This window comes from Dysgonomonas sp. Marseille-Q5470 (genome assembly GCF_951230145.1).
Lineage (GTDB): Bacteria > Bacteroidota > Bacteroidia > Bacteroidales > Dysgonomonadaceae > Dysgonomonas.
Genome location: NZ_CATNVE010000001.1, coordinates 438,287 through 457,132 on the forward strand (window position 1 = coordinate 438,287; position 18,846 = coordinate 457,132).

18 protein-coding genes are annotated in these 18,846 nt (G+C 35.5%); 7 read left to right on the top strand and 11 right to left on the bottom strand.

Going from position 1 to position 18,846, the window contains the following annotated elements:
* Positions 1–98: 98 nt before the first annotated feature.
* Both uvrC and QOX35_RS01950 read left to right on the top strand, forming a co-directional pair.
* Positions 99–1,907: an excinuclease ABC subunit UvrC gene (uvrC, locus tag QOX35_RS01945; RefSeq protein WP_283685564.1), complete on the top strand. Its 1,809-nt coding sequence runs from the start codon at positions 99–101 to the stop codon at positions 1,905–1,907.
* A 180-nt stretch (positions 1,908–2,087) separates the two neighbouring features.
* The gene (locus QOX35_RS01950) at positions 2,088–2,687 is read left to right on the top strand and encodes an HdeD family acid-resistance protein (protein WP_283685565.1); all 600 of its coding nucleotides are present in this window, start codon (positions 2,088–2,090) and stop codon (positions 2,685–2,687) included.
* Between the two features lie 81 nt (positions 2,688–2,768).
* Here the strand turns inward: QOX35_RS01950 and QOX35_RS01955 are convergent, their stop codons facing one another.
* The gene (locus QOX35_RS01955; protein WP_283685566.1) at positions 2,769–3,524 is read right to left on the bottom strand and encodes an SDR family oxidoreductase; all 756 of its coding nucleotides are present in this window, start codon (positions 3,522–3,524) and stop codon (positions 2,769–2,771) included.
* A 174-nt stretch (positions 3,525–3,698) separates the two neighbouring features.
* Here QOX35_RS01955 and QOX35_RS01960 point away from each other — a divergent pair, with 174 nt between their 5' ends.
* The 4 genes from QOX35_RS01960 to deoC all read left to right on the top strand — a co-directional run bounded on the left by QOX35_RS01960 (position 3,699) and on the right by deoC (position 6,321).
* Entirely contained in the window at positions 3,699–4,541 is an 843-nt protein-coding gene (locus QOX35_RS01960; protein ID WP_283685567.1) for a methylated-DNA--[protein]-cysteine S-methyltransferase, read from the top strand.
* Between the two features lie 134 nt (positions 4,542–4,675).
* Complete coding sequence (gene dtd, locus QOX35_RS01965) at positions 4,676–5,128, top strand: D-aminoacyl-tRNA deacylase (protein WP_283685568.1); 453 nt, start codon at positions 4,676–4,678, stop codon at positions 5,126–5,128.
* Between the two features lies 1 nt (position 5,129).
* The gene (locus QOX35_RS01970; protein WP_006841611.1) at positions 5,130–5,456 is read left to right on the top strand and encodes a nucleotide pyrophosphohydrolase; all 327 of its coding nucleotides are present in this window, start codon (positions 5,130–5,132) and stop codon (positions 5,454–5,456) included.
* A gap of 1 nt (position 5,457) precedes the next feature.
* Entirely contained in the window at positions 5,458–6,321 is an 864-nt protein-coding gene (deoC, locus tag QOX35_RS01975) for a deoxyribose-phosphate aldolase (RefSeq protein ID WP_283685569.1), read from the top strand.
* A gap of 108 nt (positions 6,322–6,429) precedes the next feature.
* Here deoC and QOX35_RS01980 read toward each other — a convergent pair whose 3' ends face one another.
* The 8 genes from QOX35_RS01980 to polA form a co-directional block, all read right to left on the bottom strand.
* Entirely contained in the window at positions 6,430–6,696 is a 267-nt protein-coding gene (locus QOX35_RS01980) for a hypothetical protein (protein ID WP_006841609.1), read from the bottom strand.
* 297 nt (positions 6,697–6,993) lie between these two features.
* On the bottom strand, positions 6,994–7,548 hold the full coding sequence (locus QOX35_RS01985; protein ID WP_283685570.1) for an NAD(P)H-dependent oxidoreductase: 555 nt from the start codon (positions 7,546–7,548) through the stop codon (positions 6,994–6,996).
* 25 nt (positions 7,549–7,573) lie between these two features.
* A complete protein-coding gene (locus QOX35_RS01990; RefSeq protein ID WP_283685571.1) occupies positions 7,574–8,359 on the bottom strand; it encodes a radical SAM protein in 786 nt (261 codons plus the stop codon).
* Positions 8,360–8,831: 472 nt separating this feature from the next.
* Positions 8,832–9,275, bottom strand: a complete 444-nt coding sequence (locus QOX35_RS01995) for a YqaA family protein (RefSeq protein WP_135105346.1) — start codon at positions 9,273–9,275, stop codon at positions 8,832–8,834.
* Positions 9,268–9,483, bottom strand: coding sequence for a hypothetical protein (locus QOX35_RS02000; protein WP_135105345.1), 216 nt, complete (start codon positions 9,481–9,483; stop codon positions 9,268–9,270). Before QOX35_RS02000 ends, QOX35_RS01995 begins: the two co-directional genes overlap by 8 nt.
* Before the next feature lie 8 nt (positions 9,484–9,491).
* Positions 9,492–11,177 (bottom strand): putative glycosyltransferase family protein, encoded by a 1,686-nt coding sequence (locus tag QOX35_RS02005; protein WP_283685572.1) that lies wholly within the window; start codon positions 11,175–11,177, stop codon positions 9,492–9,494.
* The gene (locus QOX35_RS02010; protein WP_283685573.1) at positions 11,164–12,837 is read right to left on the bottom strand and encodes a putative glycosyltransferase family protein; all 1,674 of its coding nucleotides are present in this window, start codon (positions 12,835–12,837) and stop codon (positions 11,164–11,166) included. The genes QOX35_RS02005 and QOX35_RS02010 overlap by 14 nt, the downstream gene beginning before the upstream one ends.
* A 119-nt stretch (positions 12,838–12,956) precedes the next feature.
* Entirely contained in the window at positions 12,957–15,758 is a 2,802-nt protein-coding gene (gene polA, locus QOX35_RS02015) for a DNA polymerase I (RefSeq protein WP_283685574.1), read from the bottom strand.
* A 358-nt stretch (positions 15,759–16,116) separates the two neighbouring features.
* Between polA and QOX35_RS02020 the strand changes: the two genes are divergently transcribed.
* Positions 16,117–17,088: a polyprenyl synthetase family protein gene (locus tag QOX35_RS02020; protein WP_135105341.1), complete on the top strand. Its 972-nt coding sequence runs from the start codon at positions 16,117–16,119 to the stop codon at positions 17,086–17,088.
* Positions 17,089–17,122: 34 nt separating this feature from the next.
* Here QOX35_RS02020 and QOX35_RS02025 read toward each other — a convergent pair whose 3' ends face one another.
* On the bottom strand, positions 17,123–17,980 hold the full coding sequence (locus QOX35_RS02025) for an AraC family transcriptional regulator (protein WP_283685575.1): 858 nt from the start codon (positions 17,978–17,980) through the stop codon (positions 17,123–17,125).
* Positions 17,981–18,115: 135 nt separating this feature from the next.
* Positions 18,116–18,766: an HAD family hydrolase gene (locus QOX35_RS02030; RefSeq protein WP_135105339.1), complete on the bottom strand. Its 651-nt coding sequence runs from the start codon at positions 18,764–18,766 to the stop codon at positions 18,116–18,118.
* Positions 18,767–18,846 lie beyond the last annotated feature (80 nt).

Below are 18,846 nucleotides of genomic sequence, written 5' to 3' on the forward strand. Positions count from 1 at the left end.
CTTCCCTTTCTTTTTGATTATAAATAGATATTCATTTGTAGTATAGAAAACAAATTAATAATTTCACGTAAAATACAATAAGTAAAGAAAAGAGCAAGATGATTAATGATTATTTGAAAAATATCATTAGAAATATTCCCCAGAAGCCTGGTTGTTATCAATATTATGACGACAAGGGAGTAATCATATATGTAGGAAAAGCAAAAAATCTAAAAAAACGGGTTTCTTCATATTTTACAAAAAACCATGAGGACAGTCCAAAGACAAGAATACTGGTCAGCAAGATAAAAGATATCAAATATATCATTGTTGAATCGGAAGAAGACACTCTCCTACTGGAGAATAGCCTGATCAAAGAATTTCAGCCACGATACAACGTAATGCTGAAAGATGACAAATCATATCCGTCTATCGTTATTAGGAATGAATATTTTCCTAGAATAGAAATAACGAGAAAAATATTAAAAGATGGCTCTAAATATTTTGGTCCATACTCTAATGTGCTGAGTGTAAAGACTCTCCTGGAGTTGATTCACAAATTGTATCCTATTCGTACATGCTCATTAAATCTTACGCCGGAGAAAATTGCAGAAGGAAAATATAAAGTCTGTCTAGAGTATCATATAAAAAGATGTAAAGGTCCTTGCGTTGGTTTACAGAATTCTGAAGAATATATTAAAAATGTAAATGCTATTCAGGAAATCTTAAAAGGGAATACCAATCTTGTAAGCGAATCTATCTATTCAGAAATGCAGGCGCTAGCCGAGAAGCAAGAATTTGAAGAGGCAAATAAACTGAAAGAAAAATTTATATTAATTGAGAATTTCAAAAATAAATCAACCGTAGTAAGTTCAATCAAATATAACATTGATGTATTCAGTTATGACGAAGATGCAGATGCAGGATATATCAATTATTTGAATGTGTATAATGGTGCTGTTATACAGGCATATACATTCGAATATAGAAAACGGATAGAAGAAGAAAAAGAAGAATTGCTTGCTTTGGGAATTATTGAGGTAAGAAAAAGATTTGGCTCTACAGCGAAAGAAATTGTTGTTCCATTTCTTCCCGACCTGAAATTAGATGGTGTAGAAATTAATATTCCTCAACGAGGCGATAAGAAAAAACTATTGCTTCTTTCAACTCAGAACGTAAGGCAATACAAACTAGACAAATTAAAAAGAGCAGAAAGCTTAAATCCGGAACAAAGGGGTACTCGCATTCTGAAAGAAATGCAAAAAGACCTGAACCTCAAAGACTTGCCATCACACATTGAATGTTTCGACAACTCTAACATACAGGGAACCAACCCCGTGTCGGCATGTGTAGTCTTCAAAATGGGAAAACCTTCAAAAAAAGACTATCGCCACTTCAATGTTAAAACAGTAGTTGGGCCTGACGATTTTTCAACAATGCGAGAAGTTGTATATCGCAGATACCACAGACTTATAGAAGAAGGAAGTCCTCTACCCCAGCTTATTGTTATCGACGGAGGCAAAGGTCAGCTAAGTGCAGCTTGTGAATCGTTAAAAGAACTTGGTATTTATGGCAAAGTAGCCATTGTCGGGATAGCAAAAAGGCTTGAAGAGATCTACTACCCGGAAGACTCTATCCCACTCTATCTAGACAAAAACAGTGAATCTTTAAAGATTATACAACACCTTAGAGATGAAGCACATAGATTTGGCATTACATTTCACCGAAACCAAAGGAGCAAAGGGCAGGTAAAATCTGAATTAGATAATATCAAAGGCATTGGTGAAGAGACTAAACGGCTTCTACTGAAAGAATTCAAAAGTGTAAAAAGAATAAAATCAGCGTCTAACGAGGAAATCGAAAAAGTAGTCGGTAAACACAAAGCTACATTAATTGAGAAATATTTTACCGAAGAAAAAGAGTCATAAGCCTAAATAACTGTACAATAAAACTTTACACTTTTAAGAAAGAATAAAGTAAATTATACCTAAAAAGATTCGCTCTAAAATAGCGTATAATCATTCATCACATTTAACTTTCTCGAAACTAAATAAGTTCGTAGACGTTATAATATTATAACACATAAACTAATTAAAAATAACGTACACATGAGAAATGATTTATTTTATTCTGTAAAACAAGCCGTCAAATACTGGTGGGTTTCATTGTTAATCGGACTACTAGCTATAATGCTGGGAATTTGGTGCTTAACATCACCGTGGACTACAATTACAGCATTATCAATTGTATTTTCCGTAACTTTCTTTGTTAGTGGTGTTTTCGAAATAATATTTGCTGTGTCAAATAGAAATACACTCAAGGGCTGGGGATGGACTTTAGTAAGTGGTATTATAGACTTATTATTCGGTATCATTCTTATATCAATGTCCCCTGCAGTAATAGCAATTGTACTCTCATATTTTGTTGGATTCTGGGTAATGTTCCAGTCTATCTGGGGAATAGGAGGAGCCGTAGAATTACAAAGAAATGGAGCTAAAGGCTGGGGATGGTTGCTAACATTAGCTGTTTTGGGTGTGATTCTGTCATTTATTTTCATAATGAGTCCTGTTCTAACATCAGGATTTATAGTAGCGCTCATTAGTATTTCGTTCATCTCTTATGGTTTCTTCAGAATATACCTTGGGATGAGATTAAAATCTCTTCACAAGGAAATGGAAAATATTGAAAAAGAAATACATAACGAGTAAGTAGAATGGGATAACATTTAATTTTTTGGAACAAAAGATTGGGAGGTGTCTACTTTTAAGACACCCCTAATCATATATAGATTATATCCTAACCTCCGGAAAACCGCCATCGACAGATATTTCTGCTCCCTGTATGAAAGAAGCATCATCAGGGGCAAGGAATGTTACCACTTTAGCAATTTCAGAAGGCTGCGCAAACCTCTTTAGTGCAACTTGAGGTAACACATATTCTACAATACTATCTATCTGATTTTTAGAAAGATTAGATCGATCGAAATAATTTGTACTTACCGGCCCGGGACTTACTGCATTTACACGAATATTCCTCGAAGATAATTCTGCCGCAAATGTCTTCACAAAGGATAAAATCGCCGATTTGGCAGCAGAATAAACAGAAGAATTCTGCATTCCCATCTTTGTCACGTTCGAAGAATTCAATATTATGGAACTCCCCTCTCCCATCAATGGTAATACTTGTTGTACCGTAAACAAAGTTCCTTTAACCAACACATTAAACATGTCATCGAAATGTTCTTCTGTGACTGCCTCAATAGGCGCATATTTCCCAAAACCTGCATTTACATACAGGATATCTATCCGAGGTGAAATCGACTTGATCTTTTCATTAATAGCCAATAAGTCAGACATATTCCCACTATCCGAAACGAAACCTATAGCCTGATTTCCTAATTCAGCCATTGTTTTATCTACTGTATCTTGATAGCGTCCTGTAAAAATTACTTTTGCTCCGTTCTCAATAAAATCGATAGCTGTCGCCTTACCTATACCGCTTGTAGCTCCTGTTATAAGGGCTACCTTTCCTTCTAGCTTTTTCATATTTGTTCTATTTAATTAAACAGTACAAATATATTCTGTCATACAGTCGCCTAAAATCCATTTCTTGCTATTATAGAGGAAAAGTAATTAGACTAAAAGCGAACAAATTCAGCAAGAAATGGATTCTATAATTATAAACTACGATGTAGCTTTGTAGAATAAAAAACCAAAACTATGCTTAATCAAGAATCATTAGATTTCAATCGCATCAAAAAGGCAATAGAATATATTAGTGAAAACTACAAATATCAGCCTAGTTTGGATAAGATTTCAGAACATATCCATCTTAGTCCCTTCCATTTTCAGCGATTATTCAAAGAATGGGCAGGTGTTAGCCCTAAACGCTTCCTACAGTATATAAGCATACAACATGCAAAACAGATCTTAAGAGAAACACAAGCAACACTATTCGATACCGCATTCGAAGTTGGCTTATCAGGCACGAGCAGATTGCATGATCTATTAATAAATATAGAAGGAATGACCCCTGCCGAATACAAAAATGAGGGAAGCTATCTTACTATAAACTATAGCTTTGCTCTCAGTCCATTTGGAAAAATAATTGTGGCTTCAACCCCAAAAGGAATTTGCCACATGTCATTTGCAGAAGACCATAAAGAAGCAATTAAAAACCTCACAAGTATTTTTCCTAAAGCAAATTATCAGAATTCAGCAGACGAAATCCAAAAGAATGCAATACGGATATTCAATTTGGATTGGGAGAGTCTTGATAAAATAAAATTACACATCAAAGGTTCTGATTTTCAACTTAAAGTGTGGCAAGCTTTACTAAATATCCCGATGGGGCAATTATCGTCATACCAGAATATTGCTAATCTCATAAAGAGCCCTAAAGCTAGTCGGGCAGTGGGAAATGCTGTGGGGCAAAACCCCGTAGCATACCTCATACCTTGCCATCGAATAATACAGTCTACAGGGGCTCTGGGAGACTATCATTGGGGACATATCCGCAAGACATCTATGATCGGGTGGGAAGCTGCTAAAGTATATCAATAGTAATATAGTGGATTATACAAATAATTATTAACCTCAACTTGTGTTAGTAATAAATGAAGCAACTTAGGTATATTTGCAAATTAATCTCTAATTTTAAAGTCCATATCTAATTATGCGACTCTATTTTATCAAACATGAGGATATTAATACAAAGAGTAAGTAAAGCATCAGTTACAATCAACGACAGTATAAAATCAGCAATAAATCAAGGGTTTCTTATCCTTGTAGGCATAGAAAATTCAGATAGTAAAGACGACATAGAGTGGCTCTGCAACAAGGCTGTAAACCTCAGGATATTTGACGATAAGGAAGGTGTAATGAATTTATCAATAAAAGATATCAATGGCGAAATACTTGTAGTATCGCAATTTACCTTACATGCTTCCACTAAAAAAGGAAATCGTCCGTCCTATATATATGCAGCCAAACCCGAAATAGCAGTACCTTTGTACGAAGAATTTTGTGCCGTTTTAGAGAACAAGCTAGGTAAATCGGTACAAACAGGCGAATTTGGAGCAGATATGAAGGTAGAACTCATAAATGACGGTCCTGTTACTATATGGATCGACTCGAAAGTAAAAGAATAATATGACAATAAAAGAAGCACAACAGGAAGTAGACCAATGGATAAAAACCGTGGGCGTACGCTATTTCAGCGAACTAACCAACATGGCTATCCTCACCGAAGAAGTGGGCGAATTAGCCCGCATCATGGCGCGTACATACGGAGATCAATCTTTCAAGAAATCTGATCTGAACAAAGATCTTGGTGACGAAATGGCCGATGTACTGTGGGTACTTATCTGCCTCGCAAATCAAACAGGGATAGATCTCACAGACGCCCTAAAAAAGAATATTGAAAAAAAGACTAACAGAGATAAAGACAGGCATATAAACAACGAAAAATTGAAATAGAATGGCAGAAGTAGATAAATACAGAGATACTCTAAAAAAATATAAAACAGACATTAAGGATGCTGATATCACTCAGAAAGTGAATGAGATAATCAGTAAGAAATTCGATCAGAATAATACCAAAGAGGTATATAAGAGGATATATTCCTGCATAGATCTCACATCATTGAATGCAACAGATACGCGCGAAGAAATCTGGAATTTTACAGAAACAGTAAACGACTTCGAAGGATCAAGCGATGTAGACAATGTAGCAGCAATATGCGTTTTCCCCAATTTTGTAGAAACAGTAAAAGAAGCTTTAACGGCAAATGTAAATATAGCCTCAGTAGCAGGTGGATTCCCCTCATCTCAAACATTTACCGAAGTTAAAATAGCAGAAACAGGACTTGCTGTTGCAAGTGGAGCCGATGAAATAGATATTGTACTCAATCTAGGATACTTCCTAGAAGAAAACTACGAAGACGTTTGTGAAGAAATAGACGAAATAAAGAACGCATGCCGTGAAGCAAAGCTAAAGGTAATACTTGAAACAGGGGCACTAAAAAGCGCTAAGAATATAATGAAAGCCTCTATCCTCGCATTATACTCAGGTGCTGATTTTATAAAAACTTCAACAGGAAAAGTATATGAAGGTGCTACTCTCGAGGCAGCATACGTTATGTGTACTGCAATTAAAGAATATAACCAGAAAACAGGGAATAAAGCCGGATTTAAAGCTTCAGGAGGTATTTCCACAACAGAAGATGCCGTAAAGTACTATACGATAGTAAAAGAAGTACTGGGCGATGAATATCTGAATAAAGAATATTTCCGTATAGGAGCAAGCAGATTAGCTAACAACCTATTGGAAAGTATTAAGTAGAGCATACCTATAACCAAACACATAAAAAAGATCGGCACGAAAATCGTACCGATCTTTTATTTTCAGAATAAGATTCTGATAACTGTGAAAAGGTTCACAGTGAGCTATTTACTTTTTCAGTTCAGCTTTTGCTGCTTTCACGTTACCTTTAGCTTCTTCCTTTTTTGCTTTCACTTCTGTCTTAGCTGCTTTCTTTTCTGTTTTTGCAGTTTCTTTAGCTTCTTTCACTTCAGTTTTAGCTGCTTGTTTGGCTTCCTTAACTTCTGTTTTAGGGGCTTTTTTTGCTTGATTAGCTGTTTTTACATCTTGAGCCATTACACTGGTAGAGGCGATTAATGCGATAGCCATGATACCTGAAAGAATAATCTTTTTCATAAATAATACTTAATTAAAAGTGTTAAACTATACTGTTTAAATACGCAACAAATGTATGCTGGTTTTTGAATTAACACAGGTTAAACCGCGTTAAAAAAAAAGCCACTTTGTGTAAGTATTACTAAAGAATATTTTCTTCGTTTAAATGGTATACAAATGCACTGTTTACAAAATAAAAATAGATACTGTATCAATCAAAAAATCTGAAAAAAACTTAATTTAACATATAATTAGATCAAAATGTCAGAATCCACTATCAAAAGTAAAAATAGTAGCCTATAAAAGTCCAACAAAGCATTACCTAATCGCCTGTCTTACACGATCAATAAAGGATTTTCGCATCTCGTCAGTTCCTTTTGATGTTCCTTCACAGCTCAACCAAAGACTGTTACGGATACCAACCGGCTTGAGCATATCTCCAATAAGGCCATTTTCGATCGTATTTTTAAAGTTAGGGCTCGGATGCTCAGACGTAGTAATAATAAGGGATTGCTCTATGTCCAAAAGAGCATTGAAGCCTCCTTCGTAATTAAAAGCAAAATCTTTCAACAGCACTTTGTCAAAAAAACCTTTCAAAATAGCAGGCATAGTATTCCACCAATTAGGGAAAATAAATATCATTTTGTCAGATTTTTTTATCACTTGCTGATATCTAAGAATTAATGGATCAAGTACTTTTCCTTTATTATATACAGACAATTCATCTTCTGTAAACACCGGATTAAAGTTATCTTTATGGAGATCTAATACCTCATAAGCCACATTATTATTATCATATTCGTCAATAATTGCATCCAATATTGCTTTATTAAAACTACCATGCCAAGGATGAGCAAAAACGATTGTTACCATATCTTTTTATTTATATAATTCAAACTTATGCTGTAACCAAAACTTCAATACCAAGACCAAGCCCTTCAACACGGTCTCCTATCTTTCTTAAATCTTCCACAGGCACTTTTTCAAGGTTTTTTTCAGGGGTTTCTCTGTCGATAGTGTAAATCATAACCTCGCGGGGTTTTGTGGCTCTAACAGCCTCTAACCAAGCCGAAACTTCGCTCTCTGTTGTATTATCCACTACCCTACCCTTATGACTACCTCTTACAAACATTGTTTGCATAATAAAATTGCCTTCGAAACGTTTAAAAAGTTCTATTTGCTTTTCTATACTATACTCAGGCGAATTAGGACGATCTATCAACTGCACAGTATCAATACATGCCGAGTCAAGCTTAAGTATATTATTATCTACCTTCTTGAGTGCATTAAACACCTTCTCCTTTCCGACATGCATAGCATTCGAAAGCACACTGATTTTAGTTTGAGGGTAATACTTGTCCCGAAGTTCGATTGTATCATCAATAATTTCAGCAAATTGAGGATGTATCGTCGGTTCTCCATTTCCGGCAAAAGTGATTACGTCCAATGCTGTTCCTTCTTTTTGCAAATGCATCAGCTTGTCTTCCAGAGCAGCTTTAACATTTTCACGACTAGGCAATTTAGTCTTTGTCCTGAAATTTTCATTATACCCACATTCACAATAGATACAATCGAACGAGCATAACTTGCCATCGTACGGAAGCAAATTCATACCCAAAGATGACCCTAAACGACGACTGTGTATAGGACCAAACACTATTTCATGAAACAATATTGTCGACATATTATTTTATTCTAAGCTCTAATTTTTAATAATATACAAAGTTACTGCTTTATCACTCTCTGCAATATAAACATATTGATTTTTCAGTTCTACAATCTTGGAGTTTTAACAGAAATAAGATATACAGCGAGAATAAAGACCTAAAAATTAACAAATTCCATTTTTTGTTCCACATGAAACGAAGCACAACAATATTTTACTTCAAAAGGTGACAACCAGAAATATACATAATAAACTGATATAATGCATATTAAATATAAAAAGGTGACAAAAGTGACACTTATTTAGTTGCTTTATTCTGTCACTTTATATTCTCCTTCATATAATTTACAATAATTGATCTTTCCATCCTCAGCATGATAAGAGAATAGATATAAATAGATAATTTTTGAGAATAAACAGAAATAGAGAGGAATTTTGTTTTACTTAACGGGGCATTTTATTCAACATGAAAAAATAGGAATCTATAGAATTAGATAATCCAATTTACGCCATACATTATCAGTACATAGCGCACAAACTTACCGGCAAACATGGTTGCATTTACGATATAAACATTGGCACGCATAAAGCCTAAGGCAAGGGCTATAATATCACCTACAACGGGCAGAAAACTAAAAAATGCCATCGCCGCACCTTTCCCTTCCAACCATCGCTGCATTTTATCTATTTTATCTTTCTTTACTTTCAGGTATTTCTCTATCCATTCTACCTTTCCGAGATGTCCTAAATAGTAATTAGTCATTCCCCCTAACCAGTTTCCCACAGAAGCGATGAGAACGCACGACCAACCGTTAAGACCGGCTGCAATAAGACCTACAAAAACGACTTCGGAACCGAAAGGTAATATAGTAGCCGCAAGAAAGGATGCCAAAAACAGACCTATGTAGCCATACTCTACAAATCCGTCAAGCATATTTCAACTTATAGAATATGTATATCCCAAAACCAACAGCAAATACACACAGTCCTATCCCGAGTTTCTTTACCCACGACTCGGTTTTGAGGCTTTCTTCGTCGTATTTTGCTTTACGCATCAAAGAGCGAGGGCTCGATATCATTATAATACCGAAAATAAACATAAAGACAGGATATAAGAGATCTAGATAAATAAAATTACGCATACTCGTTATTATTTAAAATGTTTGTCCTTTCTTCTTTGAAGAAAAATATATGAACACAGCACAAATATACTTAGAATAGTAATATAAAAACTTAGTTTTTGTACCAAAGTTCCTTTATAATAAGCCTCTACCCTACCCGATCGATCGATAGGGATCTGCACAAGACCTTGGCTACTCTCTGTAACAGGAATACTTACTCCGTCGAGGGACGCAGCATATCCTTTATAATAAATGAGAGGCAATTCGATACTGTCTTTTACATTGGTTTTTATATCAAACCGGGTAATATAGTCAAATCTTTCAAAGTTATATACTTCTGTTTCCTTTAGCTGAGACGTCACGCTATCTCCACGTTGTAGGATAAATGGATCAGGATAGGGCATTCTTGAAGGATAATATTCCATTCCCGCCATTGTATAATGAGTGGTTTCGTTCAAATAATCTTTATCGGATAAACGAGCCTCTACCTTTATTTCTCTATACGTTGAAGCATCAATTACAATAACAACTGAAGTTAAAACGACCAATAATAAAAACGCCACAAGCTGAATATTCTTTTTTTTACACAGCAAGTATATGTAATAAGCTCCTGCCACAGAAAAGAAGAAAACAACAAACTCGTATAGCCTCCACGGGAACTGTATCAGACTCAGATAAGACAAAGGGAAGCGTGTCCAGGGTGTTAAAGTGGATGTGAGAACAATATAAAACAACCCGATAAGAACCCCTATATCGATACTTCTTATATATTTATTTTGTTCCTTATTTCCTCTCACAAAAAAGCGCAAGCATAACGGAGCAAGGAGCAACAACCCTATCCCTGTAGATTTCTGACCGAGCGTAAAGCCTTCAACTGAACCTCTCAAGATGGTCAACCAATCGAGCCTGCTCTGTGCAGTAGTGTAAGGCGAGTATTTAAACTTCTGAAAGTAAAACGTATCGGATAAGAGCTGTTCAAAAAACGGAAACAAATAATAGCTCGTCAAAACGATTGTAACCACGCCTGCCAAAATCAAATAGTATATACGTTTGGGCTCTTTTATCATATCTCTATAATAAACAACCAGCATGATACTTATTGTAATAAACAACAGCAAAGTGGAAAGGACATGCGTAAAAATCATCAGAGAAAATCCAATGGCAATAACGTACCACTTCCGATAATCACCCTTAATGATATAAAAAAGTCCTAGAAAAACAATCGGCAGAAAAGTAAATGAAAAGGCTTCGCCCCATGCTCCTCTATAATATAAATCGAGCAAACGGTATAAACAAAAAGTATACAGTATCGAACTCACAGATGCCACATACACACTCTTATAAACTCTATGAACAAAAATGTACATAAAAGTTCCGCACATCATTGTCATAGAAAAATAAAGGAACCAATAGGCAAAATCCTTACTCGTCAAATTAGCTAATAGAGCGTATGGAATGAGAATAAAATCGGAATAAAATGTTTTTACAAGGTAGCCATAGCCATAAAGCCCCTGATAGTCTATATAGGAAGGAAATGTTCCATCTTTCAACCCTTGCATTAAGGCCTCGAAACGAGCATTGTGAAAGTAATAGTCATCGCCACCCAAAAACTGAGTTCCGTATACAAAAGAACAGAAAACAGAAAGAAATAATAAAACAGAGAAGAAAATCCAAAAATGATATTTCTTATCTGCTATAAGGCTATCTAGCTTCATTTTCTCTTCTTTTCTGTAAAAATATAAAAAGACACAAGCTCAATATGCTCAAAACAGTTATACACAGGCTTATTCTCTGTATAATAGTTCCCCCATAATATACTTCTACCATACCCGATTGATTACCAGTCAATTGAACCAATCCATTATAACTTTCCGAAACAGGAATAGCCTTCCCTTCAAGACGGGCGGTATAACCTTTATAGTAAATCAAAGGCAATTCCAGAGCTTCACCATTGGTTGCATTCAGGTTAAAAGCCGTTACTCTTCCTGACCGTTTAAAGTCAGATATCTGCATCCCTCCATAATTTGATTTCACACTGTCCCCTCTCTGATGAAGATATTCTACAGAAGGTATTCTATCGGGAATATATTCCAGTCCTCCTAAATGATAATCATTCGAAATATCTGCACTCTGAGTAACAGGTCGCCCACAACGATAGTTTTTGTATGATTGCGCATCGTTTACAAGCACCAAAGCTATTCCGGCAACAATCATTATCCCCCCAGCCAAAAATCGCTTATTCGTCTTTAAAATTCGTGATAAATAATATCCCCCTGCCACTGCAAAAAAGAAACACGAAAATTCAAGCAAACGCCATGGCAGCTGAATAAAGTTCAACAAGCTGAACGGAAATACCGACCAGGGAAATATCGGCAGACAAGCGATAATATAGATAAAACCTACAATAACGGCGATATCAAGGCTCCTTAATTCTTTCGATTTTTCATATACAAACAACCGCAAAATGATACCAAATGTAAGCAAGAGACCTACACCGGGAATAAGAGCTTGCTCCGGAATAATAATCCCGACAAACATTCCCCAGATAATCCAATGCAGTCCGAGTGCAGAATCCTGAGCTTTAGACATCAATCCCCTGCTCTCATAATAAAACGTATTGGAAAGCATTTGCTCCATCATCGGGAAAATATAGTAAGCGGTTACAATCAAAGTTGCAACACCTGCAAAAACAAGATATTTTATACGTTTAGGCTCTCTTAGCAATGATTTATAGTAAATCCCTAAAAAGATAAGTATAGTCACAAACATCAGAACCGATGATATAAGGTGCGTAAATATCATCAGGCTAAAACCTATAGCCAAAACGTACCATTTCTTATAATCACCCTTGATAATATGGTACAATCCCAAAAAGACAATAGGTACAAAAGTAAAAGACAAGGCCTCTCCTATTGCAGCCCTGTGATATATATCAAGCAACCGATAAGCAGCAAATGTATATAACAGTGCTGCTATTACAGCAGCATACGAACTTTTATAAATGGTATTGACTGTTATGTAAGTGAATACACCACACAAAATAGTCATGGTAAATATCATAAACTGATATGCAAACGCAGCATCGGTAAGATTACCAATCAAAGCAAAAGGTATAAGTATAAAGTCGGGATAGAAAGCCTTTGTAAGATAGCCATAACCATCGATGGCACTATAATCGAGATAGATGAGCCACGGACTATCTTTCAGACCATCCATCAATGCCTGTAGCCTCCTGTAGTGAAAAAAGAAATCCTGCCCCGGACATAAGGGCTGATAAAAATACATCATCAACAAAGACAGAAAAACCAACAAAGCAAAAAATACCAAAAACTGATACCTTTTGCTTTGCATTATTTTTTCTAAAAGATCATTCATAAACCAAGTAAATTTGGGTAAAGATAATCAGAAAGATTTATTTCACTATTTTATACATCTAAATTGTCATTGTGAGTAAAAAACCAAGAACCTCTTTATTATTAAAACCATATAATACTTTAATGCGCTTCCAGCCAGTTCTTTCCCTTTCCGCAATCGGCTCTTAGTGGAACAGCCAGTTTATATGCATTTTCCATTTCTTCAATTACTATCTTCTGAACTTTATCAAGTTCATTTTCAAGAACATTAAAATTCAACTCATCATGTACCTGAAGAATCATCTTCGATTTGATATTCTCTTTTTCGAAGCGTTTAAAAATATTATTCATCGCCACTTTTATAATGTCAGCCGCACTCCCTTGTATAGGAGCATTTATGGCATTTCGCTCGGCATAACCACGTACAGTTGCGTTGCGTGAGTTGATATCTGGCAGGTATCTTTTTCGTCCAAAAACAGTTTCTACATAGGTCTTCTCGCGTGCATCAGTTATGCATTTATCCATATATTCTTTCACCTTCGGATAAGTCTCGAAATAACCGTCAATAAGCTCTTTGGCTTCTCCCCTTGGAATGGTAAGTCGTTCGGCCAGTCCAAAAACAGAAATACCGTATATGATACCAAAGTTGGCTGTTTTTGCCTTTCGACGCATATCACTTGTCACTTCATCTATCTTTAGTTTATAAATCTTAGCGGCTGTAGCAGCATGTATGTCTTCCCCGCTATTGAAGGCTTCTACCATCGACGGGTCTTGGCTAAGATGTGCCATAATACGAAGCTCGATCTGAGAGTAGTCGGCAGAGAAAAACAAGCATCCCTCATCGGCAATAAATGATTTCCGAATCTCTCTTCCTTGTGCATCGCGTATAGGAATATTCTGAAGATTGGGATTCGTAGAACTTAGTCTTCCGGTAGCTGTTACTGTCTGATTAAAAGATGTGTGTATCTTCCCGTCTTTGGGGTCAACAAGCAGCGGAAGTGCATCAATATAAGTACTCAGAAGTTTTTTAAGACCTCTGTATTCTAATATTTTATTTACAATCGGATGCGTATCTTTAATGCTTTCCAATGTCTCTTCACTGGTTACATACTGTCCTGTTTTAGTCTTTTTGGGCTTATCTACAATCTTTAATTTGTCGAAAAGCACCTCTCCTACCTGCTTAGCCGAATTTATATTAAATTCTGTTTCTCCAAGCTTATATATCTCCAATTCGATGTTCTGCAATTCGATGGTAAGAGTCTTTGAATACTCTCCTAAAGCAACCGTATCCAGTCTTACTCCTATAAATTCCATGTCTGCAAGAACATAAATAAGAGGTAACTCTATTTCGTAGAATAATTTACTTAAATCCTGTTTCTCAATCGCCTTTTCGAGTATGCTTTTCAGTTTCAATGTAACATCTGCATCCTCACATGCATAATCACTAATCTGATCAGGACGCAGAGAACGCATATTCAGCTGATTTTTACCCTTAGCACCTATCAGCTCATCAATATGTATTGTTCTATATTTCAGATATGTTTCTGCCATATAATCCATATTGTGTCTCAACTCAGGATTGATAAGGTAATGAGCAATCATTGTATCAAACAATTTGCCTCGTACATGAATATCATATTTTTTGAGAACAATAATATCGTATTTTATATTCTGTCCTATTTTCAGTATCTTCTCATTTTCAAAAAACGGACGGAATTTATCTATCAGTTTCTTCGCTTGGTCAAAGTCGGCAGAAACGGGAACGTAATAAGCTTCTCCCTCTTTGAAGGCAAAGGACATCCCTACCAGTTCGCTCACTATAGGGTCGAGACCTGTAGTCTCGGTATCGAAACAGCAAGATTCCTGATTAGAAAGAGTACTTATCAGTTCCAAAATCTCTTTCTCTTCCTCCACAAGATGATAAGAGTGAGGTATATCTTTCAGCTCCTGTAACGCGGAATAGTTAACGGTTGTATTATCTGAAGAAGAGTCTACAGGCGGCAATAATTCGGCAAATAAATCGCCCTGTATAGCTTCATGCGTTGTAGTATTTCTCACAGGGTTTGATGGGATACCATCAGTCTTGAGAACCCTGCTGATAAGCGTTCTGAATTCTAGCTCTTCAAAAAGAGCACTTATTTTTTCAGCGTTTATTTCTCTACGAGCAAATTCATCTTTGTTGAAATCGACAGGTACATCGGTCTTTATAGTAGCCAGAAATTTTGAGAATATAATTTGCTCTTTATTATCTTCCAGTCGTTGTTTTAATGCTCCTTTAATCTCCGATGTATGTTCAAGAAGGTTTTCGATAGTTCCGTATTCCTCTAACAGTTTCTGAGCAGTTTTAGGGCCTACTCCCGGGCATCCCGGTATATTATCTGAAGCATCACCCATAAGACCCAGTAAATCGATCATCTGGTCGGGAGAAGATAGCTCATATTTCTCCATGATGGCTTTAGCATCTAATACATCAAATCCCGATCCTGCAAACTTTGGTTTGTACATGAATATATGATCGGATGTAAGCTGACCATAATCCTTGTCGGGAGTCATCATATAAACATCTATATTCTCCTTTTCTGCTTTCTTCGCAATAGTACCAATTACATCGTCAGCCTCATAATAAGGAACTTCCAACTCTTTGATGTTGTAAGCTGCAATAATCTCCTTGATAATAGGAACGGCCGCCTTTATATCTTCAGGAGTCTCCTGACGCTGCGCTTTGTATTTCTCATAAGCATCATGACGGAACGTTCCTCCCGGAGGATCGAATGCGACGGCAATATGTGTCGGGTTTTCTTTGCGAAGAAGTTCCTCTAATGTATTTACAAAACCAAACACAGCAGATGTGTTCTGACCCTTAGAGTTAACCCTCGGATTCTTTATAAATGCATAGTAAGAACGGTATATGAGCGCATACGCGTCTAATAGGAATAATTTCATTGGGGAATATATTTATATTATAAAACAGTGGAAAGTTAAGGAAAAACTGATGAACTACAAAAGAGACAAATTAAAATAGATAATCAATCTTCACCGTAAGACCCTCTATCCGTAACCGAGGGGGAAAGAAAAAATAAACAGCTTTACTTATTGATATTCTTCTTTACAAAAAAGTAAAAAAACAGAGTAATAGAACCAAATATCAAGAACTATTTGAGGATACTAAGTATTAAAAAAGAATTCAAAAACATTAAAATGCAATTATTCTTTAAAAAATTCCTTATATGTATGTAAAGTTACCCATATATAATGCTTAAAGCCGAAATATTCTTAAATTTGCAACTCAACAAAACAAGATATGGATAAAAAGCTTTTAATAGCTAAACCTGTAGCGGAAGAATTAAAAATATTCAATACTTATTACAAAGATTCTGTTTTTTGCAATAATGTAAGGATTCAGGAAATTATAGATCACATTATGAAATCGGATGGTAAAAGAATCCGTCCCATTTTACTACTTCTGGCTGCTAAAGCCTGTGGCGAGATCAATAATATTACTTACAACGCTGCTATCACTGTAGAACTTTTGCATACAGCTTCGCTTATACACGATGATGTTGTAGACGAATCGAAAATAAGAAGGGGAAAAGCTTCGTTGAACGCTATTTATGATAATAAAATGGCAGTTCTGGCAGGTGATTACTTTTTATCTACTGCTCTTATAAAGAGCGTGTTGACAGGCAATATAGAAATCATATCCAATATATCTGACTTAGGGCGCGACTTGGCCGAAGGAGAACTTAATCAGCTTTCGCTGGTAAAAGAATTGATTATTGACGAAGATGAGTATTTTCAGGTAATAAAGAAAAAAACTGCCTCTCTGATGTCGGTATGTATGCGTATAGGGGCAATATCTGTAAGTGCTTCGGAAGAAGAAATAGAAAAATTTACCCGTTTGGGAGAATTATTTGGATTGTGTTTTCAATTACGCGATGATATTTTCGATTATTTTACCGATGCTATTGGCAAGCCAACAGGAAATGATATACGTGAAGGGAAAATAACTTTACCTCTTCTGTATGCTATTAAAAATGCTTCGGAAGAAGAAAAAAAGGAAATACTATCTATCGTATATTCTTATAACTATACAGACGAAAATATTCAGCATCTGATCAACTATGCCAAAGAGCATGGAGGAATAGATTATGCATACAGGAAAATAGAAGAATTTAAGGAACAAGCCGAAAAAATTATAGAAACTATTCCTGATTCAGATGTGCGTGAAGCACTCGAAGCCACAGTAGATTATATTATAAAAAGAGTATATTAATAAAAGAGCAACTTTAAGGAAGTTGCTCTTTTACTTATTGGATAGGGATATAAATCTCCGTTTTCAATTTATCCGGAGTTGTACGATCCGGATTATTTAAATATTTCTCAAACCCCTGATCGATCCGTAATTCATATCCATTATCAGGAACCCATCTAAATATAGTGTCAAACACAGAGGACAAATTATTATAAGGTCCAATATAAGTAAACACTAAAAATTTACCCCCTAAAACGTTTTTTACGCCTATTTCTCCCTTTGGTGACACTTCCTTATGGATTACAAGACAAACGTCTGTTATGAGCTTATCCGAATCTGTTACATGAGGGTCGTCATGAGACATAGTAAGATGTTCGATGCCTGCGGTAAACAGTTTATTTTCTTTTACAAAAGACCATAGTTTACTATATGCACTTCCGTAATCAAGAGTACGATAATCACCCTGAAGACGCACATATATAGCTTTTTTGGAGTCGAGCTCTACTACTTTTGGATTTTTCAGTTTTATATCAGAAGATACTTGCAATGGTTTCATAATTTTATAACTTTTGTTATTTCTATAATCTGATGGTGAAATATTATAGTACTGGCGAAAAACTTTTGTAAGAGAAGAAGGGGTATTATATCCTACATTATATGCAATATCTTGTACCGAAAGATTGGAATATCTTAATAAACGAGCTGCAGTCTCGATGCGCATTCTTACAACAAATGTCCCTACAGATTCTCCAATTATAGCTTTAAAAATACGATGAAAATGAAATTCCGAAAAATTTGATATATCTGCTAATTCTTTCAAATCCATTTCATCATTCAAATGATTGCCTATGTATTCGATAATGATATTAATACGTTTCGCATAATCTTCTCTGGTTGATATTTTCTGCTTCATACTTATAACTTTCTGTTACAAAATTATATATAGTGCAATATAGTTACTTTTCCAAACTTGCTATTTATTGAAAACTAACAAAAAGAGAGCATCATTCAGATGCTCTCTCTTCTTTATTATATTTTTATAGACTATTTAAGCCATCAAACTTTTTAGCTTTTCTGTATCAGTAAAATCAGCTATCACACCGTATGTATAGTCTTTCAGGAAATCGACAGATAAGGTTGTAGATACACCTATTACACGCATAAATGCATAAGTAGCAGCTTTGATACCGGTAAATGCATCTTCGAATACGATGCACTCTCCCGATTGTACTCCAAGATTTGTCTTAGCCAATACATATCCCATCGGGTCGGGCTTTCCTTTCTTTATACTATCAGATGTAATTATTGTATCGAAAGTATCGCCTAAAGATAACTGGTCTAATACAACCTTTACTTTGCTAGAAGGAGAACTGGTAACAAGCCCTATTTTATAACCTTCATCTTTAAGGTATTTGATAAAATCAAGAACGCCAGGAATAACCGTTTTTTTATAATCGATGGCTTGTTCCATCTTCGAACATGCATCTCTTATAGCTTGTTTTTCTTCGAGAGTTGAAATCGTAAAATAAAGTTCAATGATAGAACTCAATGTCATTCCCTTTATTACGTCCGAAAAGTTATTAATTTTCAACTCATTCTCTTGTGCTATCTTACTCCAAAACTCATCATAAGCGCGCTCTGTGTCTACGACAACACCATCTAAACCAAACAGTACGGTTGTTATTTTACTTTTTGCCATTTTATTTTATTAATACTATTAGCTAATAATAAAAACTGAACAAAGTAAGATAATTTTATTGGGAATCCTGCTATATATCA